The 18,709-nt window shown below is 61.3% G+C and carries 20 protein-coding genes and 1 other RNA gene; 11 read left to right on the forward strand and 10 right to left on the reverse strand.

From position 1 onward, the window contains the following. Positions 1–5: 5 nt before the first annotated feature. Positions 6–102: signal recognition particle sRNA small type (gene ffs / locus A6U86_RS20495), an RNA gene on the reverse strand. A 91-nt stretch (positions 103–193) separates the two neighbouring features. On the opposite strand from ffs, the gene A6U86_RS20500 reads away from it, so the two are divergent. From A6U86_RS20500 to A6U86_RS20525, 6 genes are all read left to right on the forward strand, one after another. Further along, entirely contained in the window at positions 194–604 is a 411-nt protein-coding gene (locus tag A6U86_RS20500; protein WP_083196922.1) for an HIT family protein, read from the forward strand. Further along, positions 601–1,560 carry an NAD(+) diphosphatase gene (gene nudC / locus A6U86_RS20505; protein WP_068394811.1) on the forward strand — a complete coding sequence of 320 codons (960 nt, stop codon included), beginning with the start codon at positions 601–603 and terminating at the stop codon, positions 1,558–1,560. Before A6U86_RS20500 ends, nudC begins: the two co-directional genes overlap by 4 nt. A gap of 13 nt (positions 1,561–1,573) precedes the next feature. Beyond that, positions 1,574–2,260 carry a YafY family protein gene (locus A6U86_RS20510; RefSeq protein WP_068394812.1) on the forward strand — a complete coding sequence of 229 codons (687 nt, stop codon included), beginning with the start codon at positions 1,574–1,576 and terminating at the stop codon, positions 2,258–2,260. A gap of 83 nt (positions 2,261–2,343) precedes the next feature. Then, positions 2,344–2,574 (forward strand): hypothetical protein, encoded by a 231-nt coding sequence (locus A6U86_RS20515; protein ID WP_068394813.1) that lies wholly within the window; start codon positions 2,344–2,346, stop codon positions 2,572–2,574. 124 nt (positions 2,575–2,698) lie between these two features. Then, the gene (locus tag A6U86_RS20520) at positions 2,699–3,067 is read left to right on the forward strand and encodes a VOC family protein (protein WP_068394814.1); all 369 of its coding nucleotides are present in this window, start codon (positions 2,699–2,701) and stop codon (positions 3,065–3,067) included. A gap of 174 nt (positions 3,068–3,241) precedes the next feature. Further along, positions 3,242–3,640: a VOC family protein gene (locus tag A6U86_RS20525; RefSeq protein ID WP_068394815.1), complete on the forward strand. Its 399-nt coding sequence runs from the start codon at positions 3,242–3,244 to the stop codon at positions 3,638–3,640. Positions 3,641–3,858: 218 nt separating this feature from the next. On the opposite strand, the gene A6U86_RS20530 is transcribed toward A6U86_RS20525, so the two are convergent. Beyond that, entirely contained in the window at positions 3,859–4,713 is an 855-nt protein-coding gene (locus A6U86_RS20530; protein ID WP_068394816.1) for a prephenate dehydratase, read from the reverse strand. Positions 4,714–4,741: 28 nt separating this feature from the next. Next, the gene (locus A6U86_RS20535) at positions 4,742–5,494 is read right to left on the reverse strand and encodes a 3-deoxy-manno-octulosonate cytidylyltransferase (RefSeq protein ID WP_068394817.1); all 753 of its coding nucleotides are present in this window, start codon (positions 5,492–5,494) and stop codon (positions 4,742–4,744) included. A 151-nt stretch (positions 5,495–5,645) separates the two neighbouring features. On the opposite strand from A6U86_RS20535, the gene A6U86_RS20540 reads away from it, so the two are divergent. Beyond that, positions 5,646–6,227, forward strand: a complete 582-nt coding sequence (locus A6U86_RS20540; RefSeq protein WP_068394818.1) for a cytochrome c family protein — start codon at positions 5,646–5,648, stop codon at positions 6,225–6,227. Between the two features lie 167 nt (positions 6,228–6,394). On the opposite strand, the gene A6U86_RS20545 is transcribed toward A6U86_RS20540, so the two are convergent. After that, positions 6,395–7,552, reverse strand: coding sequence for a patatin-like phospholipase family protein (locus tag A6U86_RS20545; protein WP_068394819.1), 1,158 nt, complete (start codon positions 7,550–7,552; stop codon positions 6,395–6,397). Positions 7,553–7,675: 123 nt separating this feature from the next. Beyond that, positions 7,676–8,620: an AEC family transporter gene (locus A6U86_RS20550; RefSeq protein ID WP_068394820.1), complete on the reverse strand. Its 945-nt coding sequence runs from the start codon at positions 8,618–8,620 to the stop codon at positions 7,676–7,678. 399 nt (positions 8,621–9,019) lie between these two features. On the opposite strand from A6U86_RS20550, the gene A6U86_RS20555 reads away from it, so the two are divergent. Continuing rightward, positions 9,020–10,012 (forward strand): adenosine kinase, encoded by a 993-nt coding sequence (locus A6U86_RS20555; RefSeq protein ID WP_068394821.1) that lies wholly within the window; start codon positions 9,020–9,022, stop codon positions 10,010–10,012. A 98-nt stretch (positions 10,013–10,110) separates the two neighbouring features. On the opposite strand, the gene A6U86_RS20560 is transcribed toward A6U86_RS20555, so the two are convergent. Further along, on the reverse strand, positions 10,111–10,722 hold the full coding sequence (locus tag A6U86_RS20560) for a cadmium resistance transporter (protein ID WP_083196920.1): 612 nt from the start codon (positions 10,720–10,722) through the stop codon (positions 10,111–10,113). A gap of 83 nt (positions 10,723–10,805) precedes the next feature. After that, positions 10,806–11,345: an SH3 domain-containing protein gene (locus tag A6U86_RS20565; RefSeq protein ID WP_068394823.1), complete on the reverse strand. Its 540-nt coding sequence runs from the start codon at positions 11,343–11,345 to the stop codon at positions 10,806–10,808. 191 nt (positions 11,346–11,536) lie between these two features. On the opposite strand from A6U86_RS20565, the gene A6U86_RS20570 reads away from it, so the two are divergent. Then, entirely contained in the window at positions 11,537–12,538 is a 1,002-nt protein-coding gene (locus A6U86_RS20570) for a D-glycerate dehydrogenase (RefSeq protein WP_068394824.1), read from the forward strand. A gap of 167 nt (positions 12,539–12,705) precedes the next feature. Then, positions 12,706–14,019, forward strand: coding sequence for a UDP-N-acetylglucosamine 1-carboxyvinyltransferase (murA, locus tag A6U86_RS20575; protein ID WP_068394825.1), 1,314 nt, complete (start codon positions 12,706–12,708; stop codon positions 14,017–14,019). Positions 14,020–14,304: 285 nt separating this feature from the next. Here the strand turns inward: murA and A6U86_RS20580 are convergent, their stop codons facing one another. Next, entirely contained in the window at positions 14,305–15,075 is a 771-nt protein-coding gene (locus A6U86_RS20580) for a molybdopterin-synthase adenylyltransferase MoeB (RefSeq protein ID WP_068394826.1), read from the reverse strand. Between the two features lie 36 nt (positions 15,076–15,111). After that, a complete protein-coding gene (recF, locus tag A6U86_RS20585; protein WP_068394827.1) occupies positions 15,112–16,239 on the reverse strand; it encodes a DNA replication/repair protein RecF in 1,128 nt (375 codons plus the stop codon). 375 nt (positions 16,240–16,614) lie between these two features. Here recF and A6U86_RS20590 point away from each other — a divergent pair, with 375 nt between their 5' ends. After that, entirely contained in the window at positions 16,615–17,418 is an 804-nt protein-coding gene (locus A6U86_RS20590) for an APH(3'') family aminoglycoside O-phosphotransferase (RefSeq protein WP_068394828.1), read from the forward strand. Positions 17,419–17,560: 142 nt separating this feature from the next. Here the strand turns inward: A6U86_RS20590 and dnaJ are convergent, their stop codons facing one another. After that, entirely contained in the window at positions 17,561–18,709 is a 1,149-nt protein-coding gene (dnaJ, locus tag A6U86_RS20595) for a molecular chaperone DnaJ (RefSeq protein ID WP_068394829.1), read from the reverse strand.

An 18,709-nucleotide genomic window follows, 5' to 3' on the forward strand; every position in this document is an offset into this window, starting at 1 on the left:
AAAGGGTGGGAGGCTGGCACGATGACCCGTGCCGGGCTCGTTGGGGCTGCTTCCTTCCGGACCTGACCCGGTTGGCGAGTGGCTCGTCCACCACCAACCTCCCGGATGCACATATCGGCAATATCGTCATCAAAAGCAAGCCAAGGTCAAAAAAAACTGCTAAACATTTGATAAAACAATGGAGGATGCCCCCTTGAAGGAGTTTACGCTCGACGACCGTCTGGCGAATGACAGCGTTTCTGTGGCGATCACCGGCCTTTGCGACGTGCGGCTGATGAAGGACAGCCGCTGGCCGTGGCTTTTGCTGGTTCCCCGCCGGCCCGACAAATCAGAAATTTTCGAGCTGACGCCGCTCGACCGCATCCTGTTGACCTTCGAGAGCGACAAGGTCGCAAGTGCCCTGAAGACGGTGACGGGGGCGACAAAAATCAACGTCGGGGCTCTTGGAAATATCGTCCGTCAGCTTCATGTTCATGTCATTGCGCGGTTCGAAGGGGATGCGAACTGGCCCGGCCCGATCTGGGGCTACGGCAAGGCGGAGCCCTATTCGGACGAAGACATGAACAGCCTCATAGCCAAGTTGCGGGAAACGCTTTCACAATGAGCCCTTCCATCTTTTCCTCGGATGTGCCGCATCCGGAACCCAGCAGTCTCACCGCCTTTGCGGAAAACCAGCTTAACCGGGATGCCGAGCATCGCGACGAGGAAACGATCAAGCAGGCGCTTGCCAGGGAAGGCACGCATATCCTGGCTTTCGCGAAGGAACAGCTGGTCCTGAAGCATGACGGGCAGGTGCTCGATCCATTGTTTGCCCGCTACGAGCTGAAGGACCTCGATCCGGATTGGGAGGCGGCCGTGTTGCTCGGCTACCGCAACACCGGCGAACCGCGGCTCGCCGTGCCGGTGCGCATCAATGCCGATGAGCTTGCCAGCCAATACAAGCCGGCTGACATGCGCTCGCTCTGGCGCGACCTCTTGCTGGAGGGCGAGATCCTCGGCGAGGCGGCGCAGGGCATCAGCCTGCTGCGCTGGAACAGCGACAACCGCTTCTGCGGGCGTTGCGGCTCGGTCATGGAAAGCCGCATCGGCGGCTACAAGCGCGTCTGCACCGCCTGCGAACACATGATCTTCCCGCGCACCGACCCGGTCGTCATCATGCTGGCGGTCGACGAGGAGAGAAACCGCTGCCTGCTCGGCCGCAGCCATCATTTCGCACCCGGCATGTATTCCTGTCTCGCCGGTTTCGTCGAGCCGGGCGAAACCATCGAGAATGCCGTGCGCCGGGAGACGCTTGAGGAATCGGCCATTCACATCGGCCGGGTGCGCTATCACGCTTCGCAACCCTGGCCGATGCCACATTCGCTGATGATCGGCTGCTATGCCGAGGCGAAATCGACCGAGATTCGCATCGACGATGCCGAACTTGAGGATTGCCGCTGGTTCACGCCGGAAGAAACGCTCGCCATGCTCGATCGCGTTTCCGCCTCCGGCAACACCTCCCCGCCCAAGGGGGCCATTGCCCATCGCCTGATGCGCGACTGGGTCGAATGGAAGCGATAGGTTTCCCCCTGCCATGGCGCGCTCGGAACGTTTGCTGACACTGTTGCAGACGCTGCGCCGCTACCGCCGTCCGGTCAGCGGCGCTGTGTTGGCGGAGGAAACCGGCGTCAGCCTGCGCACGCTCTACCGCGACATTGCCAGCCTGCAGTCACAGGGGGCGATGATCGAGGGCGAGCCCGGCATCGGCTATGTCCTGAAGCCCGGCTTCATGCTGCCGCCGATGATGTTCTCGCAGGACGAGATCGAGGCGCTGGTGCTGGGGTCGCGATGGGTGGCGCGCGCGACCGACGAGCGTCTGGCCGCTGCCGGCGCCGATGCGCTTGCCAAGATCGCGGCAGTGCTGCCCGCCGAAATGCGCGAGGCGATCGACCAGGCAACGTTGCTCGTCGCGATCAAGCGCGTGATCGTCGACAAGGCTGATCTTTCGCTCATGCGCAAGGCGATCCGTTCCGAGCGCGTGGTGCAGCTGACCTATGGCGACGTGAACGGTTCCATTTCGACCCGGCGCATCTGGCCCTTCGCGCTCGGCTATTTCGACGACGTGCGCATGATCGTCGCCTGGTGCGAATTGCGCGAGGGCTACCGTCATTTCCGCGCCGACCGCATTGTCGACTTTGCGGTGCTGGATGCACGCTATCCCCGCCGCCGCGTCGCTCTGGCAAAGGAATGGCACACGCTGCATGGCAGAGCGAATGATTGATCCAGCAGCCTAACACTACTGCCAGAAACTGTCAGTAGGCGCGCCTATTATCGATCCCATCCAAGCAGGACGGAGGATCGATCATGGCAAGCAATATTTTCGTCACGACGAAACAGGCGCAGCGCGATCACGCCGGGGCCGGCAGGGGCGCTTCCATAGCGGCGCCACTGGCTCGCCTCTCGCAGATTGCGCTTGGCTATTTCACCCATCGCTGGAATCGCCTCGATATCGAGGAGACGCCGAATTCGGTGAAGCGCGACCTGGGCTTCCTGGACGGACGCGCCCCTTACCGTGAGGAAGAGCGGATGCACTAACTGCACCGCCAACACCTCTCCAACGTTCGACACAGTCAACCAGCCTTCCACCGGCAAGCTCTGCACAGCTTGCCGGGCGGACCACCGCTGCCTTCATATCCATCCAAAACGAGAGGAATATCCCATGACCAACCCGAATCTCATCATCTTCTATGTCAAGGACCCGGCGGAAAGCACGCCGTTCTATCGCGACTTGCTCGGCCGCGAGCCGAGCTTTGCTGCACCGACCTTCGTGGCCTTCGAGCTCGGCAATGGTTTCAACCTCGGTCTCTGGCGCCGCAGCAGTGTCGAGCCGCAACCCTCCGCCATCGGCAATCGCGGCGAGTTGGGCTTCATGGTCGAAGGCCCCGGCGCTGTCGAACAGCACTACAAGGATTGGAAAGCGCGTGGTTTGCCGATCGCTCAGGAATTGACGACCATGGATTTCGGCCCGACCTTCGTCGTGCTCGATCCCGACGGCCATCGCCTTCGCGTTTGTGAGCCGGATAAGTAAAATACAACATTCGATCCGCCTCCCACGGCAGCCTCTCTCCGCCCTGAGCTTGTCAAAGGGTGGGGAGAGGTGGTTGGCAGGCCGGATGAGGTGCAGATCGTCCATCATTCGGGTTGACTTGCAGCATTCACGGAAGAGACTGAGCGATAACCCAGAGAGCCACGGGAGGCACAGTTGCTGCATCATATTTCATTCGGTGTCGCAGATATCGAGAAAGCCGCTGCATTCTACGACGCCGCATTTGCGCCGCTTGGCTACGTACGGGTTTGGGAAGACCTGAACCCGAGCGACCCCGACCAGGCGATCGGATATGGTCCGGCGGGCGGTGGCGACAAATTCGCCATCAAATTGCGCGGCGGGGATGCCCGAGCTCCGGGCTCGGGATTTCATCTCGCCTTTGCGGCTCCAAGTCGTGCAGCCGTTTCGTCGTTCCATGAGGCTGCGCTGGCTCATGGCGGCGCGGACAATGGACCGCCTGGTCTTCGACCCCATTACGGGCCGAGCTATTTCGCTGCCTTTGTGATCGACCCGGATGGTCACCACATCGAGGTCGTCACCAAGGCCGCTGAATAGCCATTGGATAGGCCTACGATGATCTCGCCACGCGTCCTCGTGTTCGAGGCTCCAGCCCCTTCGACAAGCTCAGGGCTTCCGCACTTCATCATGAGGGCTGATCCGCTGCGTCTGCCGCGGTATGCACTCCACCTCATGGTGAGGTGCACTGCCGTCAGAGCGTAGCGAAAACGGGAGTGCCTCGAACCACGAGGTGGCCCCGAGGCTCGTATCAACCCTTAAAGCTGCCCCCGCGTCGGATGCCCCTTGTAGACACCCAGAATCCGGACCTTCTCCGAAAAGAAGCGCAGTTCTTCCAGGGCGCGGCGCACATGCGGATCGGAGGGATGGCCTTCGATATCGGCATAGAATTGCGTTGCTACAAAACGGCCGCCGAGCTGGTAGCTTTCAAGCTTGGTCATGTTGATGCCGTTGGTCGCAAAGCCTCCGAGTGCCTTGTAGAGCGCTGCCGGAATGTTGCGGACGTTGAAGACGAAGGTCGTGACGATCTTTTCGTCCGGCGAGCTGCGCTCCGCCCAATGCTCGTCGCGCGACAGGACAACGAAGCGCGTCATGTTGTTTTCGGTGTCTTCGACGTTCTCGGCGATGATTTCAAGGCCGTAGAGATCGGCGGCCAGCCGTGGCGCCAGCGCCGCCATGCTGCGGTCACCGGTTTCCTGCACCAGCTTAGCGGCACCAGCCGTATCGCCGGCGATAACGGGCTTCCAGCCGTTGGCGCGCACGATGTTGCGGCATTGGCCAAGCGCATGGATGTGGCTGTGCACGGTGCGGATCTCTTCCTTCTTGACGCCCGGAAGGACCATCAGCTGGAAGCGGATCGGCATGAAATATTCGCCGACGATATGGAGCCGCGATTCCGGCAGCAGGTGATGGATATCGGCGACGCGGCCGGCGATCGTGTTTTCGATCGGAATCATGCCGAGATCGGCCTCGCCATTGTCGATGGCGGTGAGGGCATCCTCGAAGGTCTGGCAGGGCAGCGGCTCCATGGTCGGGAACATGTCACGGCTCGCCATGTCGGAATTGGCGCCGTAGTCGCCCTGGAAGGAGATCTTGTTGGTCTTGGTAATCATGGGACTGCCCTTGGGGGAATGCCGTCTGTCAGGAAGCGGCGGAAAGGATGCGTCTGGCCTTTTCGAGGTCGGCGGGAGTATCGACACCGAGCGGGATCGTGTCAACGATCTCGACATCGATGCGCATGCCGGCCTCCAGTGCTCTCAGCTGCTCCAGCGATTCGCGCCGTTCGAGTGGCGATGGCCCGAGGCTCACGAATTTTTCGAGCGCCGCGCGACGATAGGCGTAAAGACCGATGTGGTGGTAGAGCGGACCATTGCCGTAAGGCGCGGTCGTCCGGGTGAAATAGAGCGCGCGCAGGCGATTGTCGGAAATCGCCGACCCCACGACCTTGACGACGCTCGGTGCGGTCTTTTCTTCCTCGTCCTTGATCTCGACGGTCAGCGTGGCAATGTCGACGGCCGGATCTTCCAGCGGGCGCAGCGAGGCGCGGATGGTCTCGGGGTCGATGGTGGGAAGGTCGCCCTGGACATTGACGACGATTTCGGCGCGGCCTTCAGGGTCGACGGCCTGCAAGGCCTCATAGATGCGGTCTGAGCCGGACTGATGATCCTGGCGCGTCATGACGACTTCGAAGCCTGCATTGGCGACGGCGGCATAGGTATCGTCATGGTCGACCGCAACGATGATGCGACCGATCGCCGCCTCGCGCGCCCGCTTGGCAACCTGTACGATCATGGGCAGGCCGCAAATATCGGCGAGCGGCTTGCCTGGCAGGCGAGTGGAAGCCATGCGGGCGGGAATGAGGACCAGTGTCTTGTCTAAATTTGAATCTGTCATTCTTGGGCCTTCTATTCCTGCGGGAAAAGTGTCAAAACGTCTCACGGTGGAGACCGTTTACAGCGTTGCAAGAAACAGCCAAAAGACATAGGTTTCGCGCGAATTCAAGATGGGCCGGCGGAGGATGCCGGCGGCGAGGGGAGCATAGCAGATGAATTCATCCTACGTGAACATGGGAGTCGGGGCACTTTTGGCCACGCTGTTCGTGTTGAAGTCCGTGTCGCTCGCGTCAGGATTTATTTTCCATTCGGAGGCACCGGAAAAGCCCGGTTTCACCATCGTTGCCGAAGAACCGGCCGCGGGTGGAGACAAGGCTGCTGCCGCCAAGCCGGAAACGCCGATCGCTCAGCTGTTGCAGAAGGCTGATGCCAAGGTCGGCGAAACGATCTTCAAGAAGTGTCAGGCCTGTCATTCCGGAGAGAAGGGAGGGCCAAACAAGGTTGGCCCTGATCTCTGGGGTATTGTCGATCGCCCGGTCGGCGAGCATGAGGGCTTTGCCTACTCGTCCGGCATGAAGGATTTCTCCAAGGGCGGTTCCGAGAAGTGGACGTATGACCACCTCTACCACTTCCTCGCCGCTCCGAAGAAGTTCGTCGCCGGAACGGCCATGGGCTTTGCCGGCCTGCCGAAGGAAGAGGATCGTGCCAACGTGATCGCCTATCTGCGCACGCTCGCCGATACGCCCGAGCCGCTGCCGGATCCGAACGCCGCCCCGGCTGCTGCGACCAACTGATTGCTTCAGAGGCACACACAATCATAAAGCCCGGTCACAACGACCGGGCTTATTCGTGACGTGTCCTAGAGCATTTCCAGGAAAAGTGCGTAGCGGTTTTCCGTCCGGAAATACGTAAAAACAAAGAGATAGAGCGCTTTCGCGATTCGAAGAAAAGCGAAAGGGCTCTAGAGAGCATGTTTGCGCGAACGCGATCTCTGGTCGAGATCGTAGACCTTGAGGCCTTCTTCGGCCTTGGGCGGCACGCGCCATTCTTCCGGCGCCAGTGCCCTGCGGCCGTCGCGCAGGCCCGCCTGCCAATGCTCATGCATGGAAAGCGCCGAAAATTCATAATCCTTGGAATGGGAGCGGAACTGCTTGTTGCGATAGATCAGGTGGATGATCGTGACGCTGTAGTCGCTGGAATGCTCCTGCAGCTTCTGGATCTCCGGATCAGCCTTGGCCTCGTCGGGAAGGCGGGCATAAAGCTCGGCTATGGCGCGCCGCAGACGATGCCGTTCCAGAAAGAGGTCGGTATTGAGGCGGGTACGGCTGGAATAGGTAATGTCCTTGCGGCGCTCCTCGACCTCTTCGAGGTCTTGCGGCAACGGGCCGACGGCGCTGAAGAGGTCGACCTGAAACACCACCGTATCGACGCCGGCGCCGTTGCGCAGCACATAACCGAGTGGCGTATTTGAAACGAGGCCACCGTCCCAATAGTGCTCGCCGCCGATCTTGATTGAGGGAAAGCCCGGTGGCAGGGCGCCGCTCGCCATCACATGCTCCGGCGTGATCTTGGTGTCCTTGTTGTCGAAAAAGGCAAAGTTGCCGGTGCGCACATTGACCGCACCGAGGCTCAGCCGCACCGGGCCGTGGTTGATTCGGTCGAAATCGACATGGTCGAGCAGCGTCTGGCGTAATTGCCCGGTGTCGTAGATGCTTGTCGCGCCGGCCGAGCCGCGTGGCTGGAACCAGGCCGGGATCTGCCAGGGCGAAAAGAATCCGGGCACGCCGAAGGTTGAGACCCACCAGCTGCTGACCGTGCGGTAGAAGGGGCTTGTCTCGCGTTGATGTTCCATCAGCACGTCGACGGGGAGTTGGATGCCCACCTTGTTCCAGAAGGAGCGCAGCTTCTCAAGCCGCTCGCCCGGTACGTTGCCGGCCATGATCGCCGCGTTGATCGCGCCGATCGAGATGCCGGCGATCCAGTCCGGTTCGATATTCTGTTCTCTCAGCGCTTCGAAGGCGCCCGCCTGATAGGAGCCGAGCGCACCGCCGCCCTGCAGGACGAATACCCTATGTGCGTAGGCCGAAGCGGGGTTGCTGAGTGGAGTTGCAATATTCATGTGCCATCCTTTGCTGCGCTCCGGACTTAAAAGCCGCGATGCGCAAATATATGACCATTTTCCTGCCTGCTTCTCCGACTGCGGAGATATATCGTCTTCGCCAGGTGCCGAGCGAGGGTCAGGCTAGCCGAGCATATAGGCCCAGAGTGACACCGAGAATGCGCCGAGCGCGGTCGTCAGCGTAATCGTCGAGGCTGCAAGACTGTGACCGACCCCGAAGCGGTTGGCAATCAGCCAGGCGTTCACACCTGTAGGAACCGCAGCCGTGAGTACGAGCGCCGCCCGCCATTCAGGGCTGAGGCCCAGGACGTATGCGGCGGCAAACACGCAGGCGGGAAGCAGCAGGAGCTTGAAGGCCGCTATCACGCTGGTGATGCCGATATTGCCCGAGAGACCATATTGGCGCAGCGCCATGCCAAGCGAGATCAGCGCCGCCGGACCGGCAATATTGGCAATGTTGTCGACCACGGTTCCGAGCGTCGCCGGGATGGGAATGCCGATCATATGCACGAGGAGACCGCAGAAGAGCCCTATGACCAGCGGATTGCGAACGAGGTTCTTGCCGACCTGCAACAGAAGCTCGCCGGTGCTGCGACCGGCTCCGGCATTCTCCTTGCGCTCGGCCTGTTCCATCAGCAGTGTGCCGGCAATCATCATGGTCGGCAGATGCACGGCGATCAGGATCGACATCGCCATGATGCCGTCTGGTCCGACCGTGCGGCCCACCAGCGGCAGGCCGATGAAGATCGTATTGGCGAAGGCCGACGAAACTCCGGCCAGCACGCCGATGCGCGCATCCCGGCCGAACAACCTTGTCGTCACCAGATGGCCAGCGGTCCAGGTGACCGCAACGCCGGAGAAATAGGCGATCCACAATCGAAACGGCGATTCGCCCTGAAAATTCGCCTCGGCAATGGTCTGGAACAGCAGCAGCGGCACGGCGATCTTGAAGACGAATTCGCTCATGGCCTCGCCGACTTCGGCCTTCAACAGGCCAGTGCGCACGATCACCCAGCCGACGAGGATCATCAGGAAAACGGGAAGGACGTCGGTCAGGATTTCGGACATGCCGGGCGAGGCCGTTGAAATGATGGCTCGAGGGATTTGATCCGGAAGTTGTAGCAGCTTGCTTCATCGTGAGAAGCCGCAAAACAAAAAAAGCGGGATCAAACCCGCTTTTGCCTGTCCGGCTTCGCCGGAGAGTCCCCCCGGTGCACATGCCGCCAGTTCATCCGTGGTCGGCCCGCGTACCGGTGAGGCGGAAGGTATCATACCTTCCGAGACTGGCTTGGAAGCCTTGTGAGCTTCCGATCCCAGCCGCTTGATAAGCATTTAAAGATAGAAAGTGACAGCCAAATGACTGATCGGAATTAAGTTGGTCGCCAATATACCGATTTTTCTTCCAAACTTCGGAAAAACCGATAATACCGATTACCGGCTATCACCTATACCGGGACCTTCCTATTGATGACTCGTTTCGATGTACTGACCGTTGGCAATGCCATCGTCGACATTATCGCCCGCTGCAACGATCAGTTTCTGATCGACAACGAAATCACCAAAGCAGCGATGAATCTCATCGATGCCGAACGCGCAGAGCTCCTTTATTCGCGCATGGGCCCGGCGCTTGAAGCTTCCGGCGGCAGTGCCGGCAATACGGCTGCCGGCGTCGCCAATTTCGGCGGCAAGGCCGCCTATTTCGGCAAGGTCGCCGAGGATCAGCTCGGAGAGATCTTCGCCCACGATATTCGCGCCCAGGGCGTGCACTATGAGACCAGGGCGAAGGGCACTTTCCCGCCCACCGCCCGCTCGATGATCTTCGTTACCGAGGACGGCGAGCGCTCGATGAACACCTATCTCGGCGCCTGTGTCGAGCTTGGCCCGGAAGACGTCGAGGAAGATGTCGTCGCCGCCGCCAAGGTCACCTATTTTGAAGGCTATCTCTGGGATCCGCCGCGCGCCAAGGAAGCGATCCGCGAATGCGCCCGCATCGCCCATGCTCACGGCCGCGAAGTGTCGATGACCTTGTCCGACAGCTTCTGTGTCGGTCGCTATCGTGGCGAATTCCTCGACCTGATGCGCTCCGGCACGGTCGATATCGTTTTCGCCAATCGTGACGAGGCTCTGTCGCTCTACGAGACCGACGATTTCGACAAGGCGCTGACGTCGATCGCGGCCGATTGCAAGATCGCTGCCGTCACAACAGGCAAGGACGGCGCCGTCATCGTGCGTGGAAACGAGCGTTATGTCGTCGATGCGCATCCGATCGATGAACGTGTCGATACGACCGGCGCCGGCGATCTTTTCGCCGCCGGCTTCCTGTTCGGCTATACGCAGGGACGCACGCTCGAAGATTGCGCCAAGCTCGGCAACCTCGCCGCGGCCATCGTCATCGAACAGATCGGCCCTCGGCCGATGCGGTCGCTGTCGGAAGCGGGCAAGCAATTCGGGCTTCTCTGATCGAACTAGATCGCCAAGTCGTTTGACATGCTGAGAATAAGGGCCGCCTTCGACAAATCGTCAGGGCGGCTTTTTTATGAATCGGATCAAGCAGCCGCCTAACTCCAGAAGAGTGTCGCAGTCCTGGCTTCATAGAGAATAAGGATCCCGAGGCAGATCAGAATGAAGGGTACCACCCTGTGCCCATGTTTCCTGATCGGTGCGCCAAGCTTCGGATGGTTGACAAGGGAATGGGCCGCTCCGAGCCAGATCGCCGTCATAACAGCGAAGATGCAGCCGATCGCCAGAACTTCATAGGCGGAGCGAGTGGCAAAGAGCGGCGTGTAGACGCTGATATTGTCGCCGCCATTGGCGATCGTCACGAGGGTGACCGCGATGATATTGCCATGCCCCGCAGAGGCCTTCTCATGGTCTTCCGGATCGCCGTCCGTTTCGATGCCGTTCCAGAGTTCCCACAACCTCCTCAGTCCGAAATAGATCGGGGCGAAGCCAAGCAGGCCGATATAGGCGGCTGGAATGACGAGCACGAGGAACGAGGCAACGACGCTGACGCCGTAAAGCGTGGCAATACCGAGATATTGGCCGATGATGATCTGTTTCGCGCGGAATTTGGGATCGGCAAAGAAGCCGAGCAGAACAAAGATGTCGTCGACATTCGTCGATGTGAACACAACGACCGCAATGCCCAAAACGCCGAGTAGATAGCCCAAGATCGTCGGTCTCCATTTCCGCTGCCAGATATATCATGGCGCCGGAAAAGTCTCGGGGGGTACTGATTTGATGAGATGTTTCGTTACTTGAAGGCTTCGCCGGGGTAGGCACCCCAGATTTCGGACTGAGCGACCCAACCCTCGGTGCCGTCAGCCGTTACCATGCACCAGTCGCCTGTGCATTCGCGCACGCTCATCATCACGCCGGGCTGAAGCTTGGCGATAACGGTGCCGGATGGCTGGGCGTCGCGACGCATGTTGACGAACACTGCCTTGCCCTTGCCCTTCATCCATGGAGCTGCAAGCGCAGAGCGCTGGCCCGATAGAAGCGACTGGTTGACCCAGCCTTCGGTGCCGTCGGCGTCGCGCACGCGCCGCCAATTATCATATTCCTGGATGATCTCAACCGGCAGCCCCTGCTTGAGATAGAGCCAGGACACGGCATAGTCGGCGCTCGGGCCGATGCGCAGATTGACCCGCTTCGATTTCAGCGTGACGAAGCGCGGCAGCGGCAATCCGCTCGGCCCTTTGGCTGCCTGGGCCGCGGCAAGATCCGCCGTTGCGGCGGCCATCATCAGGCCGATCGCGAAAATAGCGCAGGACTTCAATACTTTGCCACGCATGGGATTTCCGTTCGTTCGTCATGACAAAGGCGCGGTTTCGATCGCCCTTGCGCTCCGCCTGTCGGCAAATCCTCGGATCGCGCCAGCGAGTTTTGTTTGTCTTCGCCTGCGGGTCTGGTAGAAATGCCCGGAACGGGAAAATTATCCCGCTTCTTGGTTAAGAACATCTGAACAAGGCATCGCCGCTCTCCATGACGCCGAAGAAAAAACCGAAGGTCTATGTAACGCGTAAACTGCCGGATGCGGTTGAGACGCGAATGCGCGAACTCTTCGATGCCGAGCTCAATATAGACGATCATCCCCGCACCAAGGCCGAATTGATCGAGGCAGTCCGCTCGGTCGATGTGCTGGTACCGACGGTGACCGACCGCATCGACGCCGAGGTGATCGAGGAAGCCGGCGCGCAGATGAAGCTGATCGCCAGCTTTTCCAATGGCACTGATCATATCGATGTCGAGGCCGCCGCCCGTCGCGGCATCACGGTCACCAACACGCCGAATGTGCTGACCGAAGATACCGCCGACATGACCATGGCGCTCATCCTCGCCGTGCCGCGCCGTCTTGCCGAAGGTGCGCGCGTGCTGACTGACAACCCTGGCGAATGGGCGGGATGGTCGCCCACCTGGATGCTTGGCCGCCGTATCCATGGCAAGCGCATCGGCATCGTCGGCATGGGCCGCATCGGCACGGCTGTCGCTCGCCGGGCCAAGGCATTCGGCCTTTCGATTCACTATCACAATCGCAAACGGGTCAATCCGGCAACGGAAGACGAGCTGGAGGCGACCTATTGGGACAGCCTCGACCAGATGCTGGCCCGCGTCGATATCGTCTCGGTCAATTGCCCGTCGACGCCCGCGACCTATCATCTGGTCTCGGCTCGCCGCCTGGCGCTGCTGCAGCCGACGAGCTACATCGTCAACACCGCGCGCGGCGACGTCATCGACGAGACGGCGCTGATCAAGATCCTGCGTGAGGGGAAGATCGCCGGTGCGGGCCTCGACGTGTTCGAGAACGAACCGGCTGTCAATCCGAAGCTGGTGAAGCTCGCCAACGAAGGCAAGGTGGTCATCCTGCCGCATATGAGTTCGGCCACGCTCGAGGGCCGCATCGACATGGGCGACAAGGTCATCATCAACATCCGCACCTTCATAGACGGCCATCGCCCACCCAATCGCGTGCTGCCATTCAGGTGACAGGTTTTCGCTCGGGGGCGGGGCGGCTTGCTGCCGGCTCGGCCCGCACCGAGGTGCAACCTGCCACCCACACCCAAAAACGATCCACATCCCATCCGCCGGTCACGCCCATGTCATAAAGGCGGCCCAGAGGTGGCCGGAAATACGAAGCAGGAAGGGCGAAGATAATGGCGCAGTCGCTGCCGCATGAGCGGATTCAATATGTCGTTGAAGGTGGTTTCAAGCTGTCCGGCGAGATCGAGCCGAGCGGCAACAAGAATGCGGCGCTGCCGATCATTGCCGCCTCCCTTTTGACCGATCAGCGTGTCGTGCTCAGCAATGTGCCCCGCATCCGCGATGTCGAGGCGCTGGTGGAGCTGATCCAGTCCGTGGGCGCCAAGGTGCGCTGGCTCGGGCGCAACGAGCTCGAAATCGAGGCCCGCGAACTCAGACCGGCCAATCTCGATCCCGATCTCTGCGCCCGCATCCGCGCCTCGATCCTGCTTGCTGGCCCGATGCTGGCGCGTTGCGGCGAAATTACCTTGCCGCCGCCGGGCGGCGACGTCATCGGCCGCCGCCGCGTCGACACGCATTTCCTGGCGCTCGAACAGCTCGGCACCAAGATCACCGTCGACGGCGCCTATAGTTTCCGTGCCGAGCGCTTGCGCGGCGCCGACGTATTCCTCGACGAACCCTCGGTGACGGCAACGGAAAATGCGCTCTGCGCGGCCGTTCTCGCCGATGGCACGACGATCCTGCGAAACTGTGCCTCCGAGCCGCATGTGCAGGATCTGGCGCGCTTCCTCATCGCCATGGGTGCCCGTATCGAAGGCATCGGCACCAACATGATGACGATCCATGGCGGCCAACCGCTCGGCGGCGCTACCCACCGCATCGGGCCTGACCATAACGAAGTGGGGTCGCTGATCGGCCTTGCCGCCGTCACCGGCTCCGAGATCACCATTCGCGGCGCAGGTGTGGAGCATCTGCGCTCGACCTTGATGACCTTCGAACGGCTTGGCATCCGCTGCCGCATCGAAGGCGACGATCTGGTGATCCCGGCCGGGCAGGAGATGAAGGTCCAGCCGGATTTCGGCGGTCATATCCCGAAGATCGAGGACCAGCCATGGCCGGCTTTCCCGGCCGACACCATGTCGATCGCCATCGTCACCGCAACGCAATGCGATGGTGTCGTGCTGATGTTCGAGAAGATGTTCGAAAGCCGGATGTTCTTCGTCGACAAGCTGATCGCCATGGGCGCCCGGATCGTACTCTGCGACCCGCACCGCGCCATCGTCGCCGGCCCATCGAAGTTGCGCGCCGCCCAGCTCGAAAGCCCCGATATCCGCGCCGGCATGGCCATGCTGATCGCCGCGATGTGCGCCGAAGGCACGAGCGTCATCAATAATGCCCAGCAGATCGAGCGTGGTTATGAGCGCATCGAGGAGCGGCTGAATGCGCTCGGCGCCCGCATCACGCGGATTCCGCCGCGGGCAAGCTGATCTTTTCGAGTGTGGGCGGCCGAAGCAGTGGCCACCTCGCCCTTCGAGGCTTCGGCTCCTTCGACAGGCTCAGGCGCCGCCGCTCCTCAGGGTGAGGTGGAGCAGCCCCGGTCTTCGATGCCGGTGCCACTCACCGGTCGCGCCGAAGCGAGGAGGTAGAGCTCTTCTTACCGCCGGAGCGAGAAGACTGGAGCGCGGGAGCGAGAAGACCAGCCCTCATGGTGAGGAGGCCCAAAGGGCCGTCTCGAACCACGAGGGCGGCTAGGAAGCATTGACCGAGGTACATTATTCTGCCGCCAGCCGCACCTTTTTGCGCTTGTACCTTATCGTCTCGAATTTCGCCGAGAGCGCATCATAAAGCAGCAGGCGGCCGATCAGCGGCTCGCCGATGCCGGTGACAAGCTTGATGGCCTCCATCGCCATCAGCGTGCCAATGACACCGGTCAAAGCGCCGATGATGCCAGTCTCGGCGCAGCTGGGGATAAGGCCCTGCGGCGGGGGCGCCGGAAAGAGATCGCGATAACGCGGATTGGCTGCGCCGTCGGCGTCGCTCTCATAAGGCTTTAGCGTCGTCACGGACCCATCGAATCGCCCGACCGCGCCCGTCACGAGTGGCAGATGTGCGGTCTCGGTCGCATCGGCAGCGGCATAGCGCGTATCGAAATTGTCGGAGCCGTCGATGACGAGATCGAAGCCGGCGAGCTGCCGGGCGGCTGTATCGAGCGCAAAACGCTCCTCGAAACGGATGGTCCGCACATGCGGATTGAGCCGCGCGATGGCGTCGGCGGCACTTTGCGTCTTCAATTCGCCGATGGTGCCGCTGTCGTGGATCACCTGCCGCTGCAGGTTGGAGAGCGAAACGTGGTCGTCATCGGCAATGCCGATCGTGCCGAGGCCAGCGGCGGCAAGATATTGCAGCACAGGCGCACCGAGGCCACCCGCGCCGATCACCAGCACGCGCGCGGCCTTCAATTTCTGCTGGCCGGCGCCGCCGACTTCAGGCAGCAAGATGTGGCGCTGGTAGCGAGCGATTTCGTCTGAGGTCAAAGGATCCATAGCGGCCACTCTATCACGATCGGCGGTTTTGAGATGCTAGGATTTCGTAATGCCGCCATGCGCAACGGTAAAGAACTGCGCGCGCTCGCCGAGTGCGGAAAACATTGCCTTGTCGGTCCCGGTCATGAAGGCCTGTCCGCCAAGCCCGTCGATCAGGTCGAAAAGCGCGGCGCGCCGGCCTTCGTCGAGATGGGCGGCGATTTCGTCGAGCAGCAGGATCGGCGCATGCCCCGTGAGATTGCCGACCAGGCGCGCATGGGCGAGAATCAGGCCGACGAGCAGGGCTTTTTGCTCGCCGGTCGAGCAGCGCTCAGCTTCCATGTCCTTTTCGCGGTGACGCACCAGCAGATCGGCCCTGTGCGGTCCGTCCAGCGTCCGCCCGGCTGCGGCATCGCGGTAGCGCCCCTCGCGGAGCAGGGCGGCATAATTGTCCTCGAGATCGACGGCCGGCCGGTCGAATTGCCCATCGAAGAAGCCGGAAAGCTCCAGCGCCGCCGAGGGAAAAGCCGTTGCTTCGCGGCTTTCGGCAATCAGCCGGGAAAGCAGGCCAAGCATCTCCTGCCGCGCGATCGCCATGGCAATGCCGAGGCTTGCCATCTGCTCCTCAATGCCGGCAAGCCAGGACGGATCGAATCGGCCTTCGGACAAAAGCTTGTTGCGGCTGCGCATGGCGCGTTCGAAATCGCTGGCGCGGCGGCCATGCGCCGGATCGAGCGACAGCACCAGCCGGTCGAGGAAGCGGCGGCGTTCGGAAGAGCCGCCGGTAAACAGCCCATCCATGGCCGGTGTTAGCCAGAGAAGGCGCAGGTGATCGGTGAGCTCGTCGATTGTCTTGGCGGGCGTACCGTTAATTCGCAGCCGGCGGGCGGCCGATTCGTCCGTCGCGTCGATGCCGGTGCCGATCTCGACCGTGCCGTCCATGCCGTCGAGTTCGGCAAAGATCGAAAATCCGCCTGGCGCATGGACGCGGGTGACATCGGCATAGGCGGCGCGGCGCAGGCCACGGCCCGGCGACAGCAGCGAGACCGCTTCCATCAGATTGGTCTTGCCGGCGCCGTTGTCGCCGGTCAGCACCACATGCCGCTCATCAAGCGTCAGCGCGGCTGCCGCATAATTGCGGAAGTCGGTGAGCTTCAGGCGCGAGATGAAAACCTTGTTCGGCATCGGTCTTTCGGATTCTTGGTCGGTGGCCGAGGGGTATGCCGAACATTGGCCAAGTGCAAGGTTTTTGCCGATGGGCCGCTATGTCTGCGGGGTGAAGTGCCCTCACGGGCCACCCTCGTCCTTCGACGGGCTCAGGATGAGGGTGGAGTGCGGTCTTGCACCCAGCCCCAAAGAGATCGATTCGGCGGAGACCAGCCCTCATGGTGAGGAGGCCCATAGGGCCGTCTCGAAACACGAGGGCGGGTGATTCGCTCGCCAATTCGGCATACTTGTCATTCGAAGAGATCTACCTGAATTCCTGCAGAGGTTGGTATTGGCACATGGCGCTACCTATATCGCGATGCTCGGGGAAGTTTTGAATGAAGGGGGCATCAATTGGAATTTGCAGAAACATTGCTCGCGCATACGCACGCCAGTTGGACACGCGTAAAGGCGGGCGAATCGGGCGATCTTGTCTATCGCCGTGAAGATGGTCTCGCCTATGCGAAAATCGCTTCGTCAGCCCGGTCAGCCGATCTTGCCGGCGAGCGTGATCGCCTCCTGTGGCTGCAAGGCAAAGGTATTGCCTGCCCCGAGGTGATCGACTGGAAAGAGGTGGAGGAGGGGGCCTGTCTCGAAATGACCGCAACCCCCGGCATACCGGCGGTCGATCTGGACGGAGATGCGCTTTTGAAGGCTTGGCCGTCGATGGTGCGGCAGCTGAAAGCTCTTCACGAGCTTCCGGCCGATCGATGCCCCTTCGATCGCAGCCTGTCGCTGATGTTTGCGAGGGCGGCGGATGTAGTCTCCCGAAATGCCGTGAACCCGGACTTTCTGCCGCCGGAGGATGAGGATAAGCCCGTCCGCGAACTGCTGGAGCGCGTTGAGCGCGATCTGCCGCTCCGGCTCGATCAGGAGGCCATCGACAAGGTTCTGTGTCATGGCGACGCCTGCATGCCCAACTTTATGGTCGATCCGCATAGCCTGCAATGTACCGGGCTGATCGATCTTGGCCGTGTCGGGACGGCGGATCGCTATGTCGATCTCTCACTGATGATTGCCAATGCCGAGGAAAGCTGGGCAACGCCTGAACAGGGCGAGCGGGCGCTTTCGATCCTGTTCGAGACAATGGAAATCAAGAAGCCGGATCGCGAGCGTCTCGCCTTCTATCTCCGGCTCGATCCGCTCACCTGGGGCTGATTGGCGGATTGCCAAAGCCAGTCCTCATGGTGAGGAGGCCCAAAGGGCCGTCTCGAACCACGAGGGGGGAGTGATTCGTCGCCAAACAAAAAATCCGGCCGAATCATCGGCCGGATTCATGTGAAACAATGTGATTCGCCGCTCAGTCGCTGAAGGTGTCGAAGAAATCCTTCATGCGGGCGAAGAAGCCCGTCGATTCCGGATTGTTGTCCTTCGATGAGATCTGCTCGAATTCCTGCAGCAACTCGCGCTGGCGCTTGGTCAGCTTCTGCGGCGTTTCGATCTGGATCTGGATATAGAGGTCGCCGACCTGGCTGGAGCGCAGCACCGGCATGCCCTTCGCCTTCAGGCGGAACTGCTTGCCGACCTGCGTACCCTCGGGAACGGTGACGCGCGACTTGGTGCCGTCAAGTGTCGCCACATCAAAGGTGCCGCCGAGCGCTGCCGTCGTCATCGAGATCGGCACCGCGCAATAGAGATCGGCGCCGTCGCGCTGGAAGAACTCATGCGGCTTGACGGAGAGGAAGATGTAGAGATCGCCCGCAGGCCCGCCACGCAGACCGGCTTCGCCTTCGCCCTGCAGGCGAATGCGGGTGCCGTCTTCGATGCCGGCCGGGATGTTGACGGAGAGCGAACGCTCTTCGGTCACGCGGCCCTGGCCATGACATTTGGTGCAGGGATCGGGAATAATCTGGCCGCGGCCATGGCAGGTCGGGCAGGTGCGCTCGACGGAGAAGAAGCCCTGTGCAGCGCGTACCCGGCCGGAGCCCTGGCAGGTGCCGCAGGTCTTCGGCTGCGTGCCGGGCTTGGCGCCCGAGCCGGAACAGACGTCGCAGGTGAGCGAGGTCGGCACGCGGATTTGCGCCGTCTTGCCGACAAAGGCTTCCTCAAGGGAAATTTCCATATTGTAGCGAAGATCGGCGCCGCGCTCGCGGCCGCCGGAGGACCGTCCGCGTGCGCGGCCGCCACCCATCATCTCGCCGAAAATATCCTCGAAAATATCGGAGAAGCCGCCGCCGCCACCGAAGCCGGCGCCAAAACCGCCGCCACCGCCCATGCCACCATGCTCGAAAGCAGCATGGCCATAGCGGTCATAGGCTGCGCGCTTCTGCGGATCCTTGAGCGTTTCGTAAGCTTCGTTGATTTCCTTGAACTTCCGCTCGGCGCTGCTGTCGTCCGGATTCTTGTCCGGATGAAATTGCATTGCCAGCTTGCGAAAGGCGCTCTTCAGCTCTTTCTCGTCCGCCGTCTTTGAGACGCCCAATGTCTCGTAGTAGTCCGCTTTTGCCAT

Source organism: Rhizobium sp. AC27/96 (assembly GCF_001692325.1).
GTDB lineage: Bacteria > Pseudomonadota > Alphaproteobacteria > Rhizobiales > Rhizobiaceae > Rhizobium.